At 52.3% G+C, this 3,304-nt stretch carries 2 protein-coding genes; both read left to right on the forward strand.

Translation table 11 applies throughout. From position 1 onward, the window contains the following. Nucleotides 1–1,455 (forward strand): M10 family metallopeptidase C-terminal domain-containing protein (locus GIW04_RS29130; RefSeq protein WP_236479479.1); only part of this gene is annotated, 1,455 nt, incomplete at its 5' end. An 834-nt stretch (nucleotides 1,456–2,289) separates the two neighbouring features. Further along, nucleotides 2,290–3,304 (forward strand): M10 family metallopeptidase C-terminal domain-containing protein (locus GIW04_RS29135; protein WP_236479481.1); only part of this gene is annotated, 1,015 nt, incomplete at its 3' end.

The following is a 3,304-nucleotide window of genomic DNA, read 5'->3' on the forward strand; positions in this document are numbered from 1 at the left end:
CACCAAGTTGTTCTCTGGGCCAACAATAAAAAATCTTTCACCACGGATCAGGCCGCGAAACACATCACCCGCGGTGGCTTCAAGTTTCATGATCGCAACAATGATGGAAAAATCGTCGTGGGTTATAACTTTGCGGGCGGCTTCAATGCGGCTCAGAAAGAACGGGCCAGGCAAGCCCTTCAGTACTGGGCGGATGTTGCTAATATCGAATTTGTTGAAAATGGCCCGAACACGGATGGCACAATAAGCATCAAGGGTGTTCCGGGTTCGGCAGGCGTCGCGGGGTTGCCCAACAAATATAATTCGAACGTCCAGGCCAATATAGGCACCCAGGGTGGGCAAAACCCGGCGATGGGCAGTCACTTCCTGGGCTTATTGATCCATGAATTGGGGCATACCCTGGGGCTGAGTCATCCAGGTAAATACGACGGCCAGGGTTTCAATTACGATCGGGCTGCCGAATATGCCCAGGACACCAAGGCTCGCAGTGTCATGAGCTATTGGACGGAGACTCATCAGCCGGGGCACAATTTTGCCGGGCGCAGCCCGGGTGCCCCGATGATGGACGATATCGCCGCCGCCCAGCGGCTCTACGGCGCCAACACCAAAACCCGGAATACCGACACCACCTACGGCTTCAATTCCAATTCAGGCCGGGAGGCTTATAGCCTCAAGCAGGGGAGCGACAAGCCGATCTTCACCGTCTGGGACGGTGGAGGTAATGACACGCTCGACTTCTCCGGGTTCACCCAGAACCAAACCATCAACCTCAAGGCTGAGTCATTCTCGGACGTGGGGGGCTTGCGAGGAAATGTGTCGATTGCCAAGGGTGTGAGTGTGGAAAACGCCATTGGCGGTACAGGCAACGATACCTTGACGGGGAACGAGGGCAACAATCGGCTCACGGGCGGCAAGGGGGCCGATAAGCTGCACGGCGGAGCTGGAGCAGACACGTTTGTTTACCGCCGCGCCAGCGATTCAACGCCGCAGGCACCGGACATCATCCAGGACTTCCAGAGCGGGAGCGACAAGATCGACCTGACCGGTGTTGTTCAGGAGGCGGGGCTCAAGTCGCTGAGCTTCGTCGAGAAATTCAGCGGCAAGGCGGGCGAGGCCGTGCTCGGCCAAGACGCGAAAACCGGCCGTTTCACGTTGGCGGTGGACACAACGGGAAATGGTACGGCGGATCTACTGGTTGCCAGCCAAAGCCAGATCAAACAGGCGGATGTGATCTGGAACGGTCAGGCGCCGACAGTGACGCCAACGCCTGAACCCACTGTGGTGCCTGTGTCGGATCCCGTGCCGACCCCTACTTCAGAGCCGACTGAACCTGAACCCACGCCTGAGCCCGCCCCTTCGCCCGTCCCGACTCCACGGCCTGGAGGAGGGTTTATCGGGAAAATTTTTTCATCATTCAAGGGGTTCATAAAAAAAGTGTGGTCGATATTCAGGTGAGCCCAGTCACTATTCGCTAACCCCCCCGACAAGCCTGCCCAGGCAGGCGTCTGTGTGCCAGGCAACGACCTCCCGTGGGGTTCTCAGTCCAGGGAACCCCACGATTGCACTGGAACCTTTCTCTTACTTCTGACCGTATACGCGTGTGGCGCTGCGTGCCTGCTTATCAAGTGAGCATGGCTACTTTCAAGCCACGTTCATGTCGTGTTTTTTTCACCAAACTATCAGGGGTTGGTGATGCCTTCCGGTTTTTTCAGTTATTCAAAACTCCCGTTGACTCACTCACTGGGTTTATTGCCTGTGCGTTATTCATGTTCCCGTTTCAGAGGTGTCGGACTGATCGCCTGTTGCAGTGCATTGAATGACTCATGTGCGGCAGACGGAAGTCGCTGTATGTGGAATGCTGATTTTTTCCTTCATGTTCTATTCTATTGTTCGCCATTCAAGTTGGTAGTCGCCTGGGGGACGTGAAAAATATGAGGGCGGATGCATATTCAATTGCGTCTCAGGTTTTGTCTGGTTGTGAGTTATGCTTTGCAATAAATATATTTTTTAGTTTGTTTTAGTATTTTTATCTCTTGTATATCAATGGGTTGTAATTTTTTTGAACAGCGATTTGAGTTTTGAGGTTTCAGGTTTTTTCGGTTGTAAGTCTAAAATGTTTTTAAATTTTAGAATGTGTCCTGGTGAATTAATTGGTCGCTGGCGTGATTACCTTTAGCATGCGAATTTAAGGGGGTGCCGATAACTACTGCTGCTCTTGTTGGGCGGAAATCGGTATCTCGAATATGTTGTTTTACCGTTCGAGTCTGATTTTTATGAGGACTTTGGTTTATGAGAGTGCCAGGACCAACCGCAACGAATTCTAATGCAGGGCAGGTGCCAGATCCGAGGAGTGGCATCAGCCCGGAGGGCCCTACGCAGGTATATACACTAAACAGCAAAAAAACCGTCTTCACTACGGAACAGGCCGGGAAACATATCACCCGCAGCGGTTTCAAGTTTCATGACAGTAACGGTGATGGCAAAACCACGTTGTCCTATCGTGTTTCCAAGGGCTTTACCCCACAGCAGGCAGATCAAGCCAGGCAGGCACTGCAATCCTGGCAGGATGTCGCTAACGTCACATTCACTGAAAAAAGGCAGGGGGCTGACGGCCATATAGATATCAATGAGATGCACGGAACCTCTGGGGGTATGGCCTCACTCCCCAACCGCTATATGAGTCAAACTTTCGCAAATGTCGGAACAGCGAATGCAGGTGCAAACCCTCCACGGGGTCATTATTTTCGCGAAGTTCTAGTTCACGAAATAGGCCACACCATTGGGCTGGAACACCCGGGGGACTATGATGGCTCTGGTAACTATGGACGGGACGCAGCGTATGCCGGGGATACTCGAGCGCGTTCTGTGATGAGTTACTATTCGGAAAAAAACCAGCCGGGACATGATTTCAAATCATTGAACCCCTCTGCGCCGATGATGGATGATATATCGGCCGTTCAGAAACTCTATGGGCCGAATACTAAAACGCGTAATACCGATACGACGTATGGATTTAATTCCAATACAAACCGTGAAGCCTATAGTTTGAAGTCGGCTAACGACACACCCATTTTCTGTGTGTGGGATGGTGGTGGTAATGACACATTGGATTTCTCTGGGTATTCACACCATCAGAAAATCAACCTCAATGCCGAGTCCTTTTCGGATGTAGGGGCGTTGAAAGGTAACGTTTCCGTTGCCAAGGGCGTCACGCTGGAAAATGCAGTGGGCGGTAAGGGCGACGACACACTTATCGGTAATCATGTTGCCAATCGCCTCAAAGGGGGGGCGGGGGCCGACAGAC

It is taken from the genome of Pseudomonas sp. PA-4-8C (assembly GCF_021606625.1).
In the GTDB taxonomy this organism is placed as follows: Bacteria; Pseudomonadota; Gammaproteobacteria; order Pseudomonadales; family Pseudomonadaceae; genus Aquipseudomonas; species Aquipseudomonas lactis.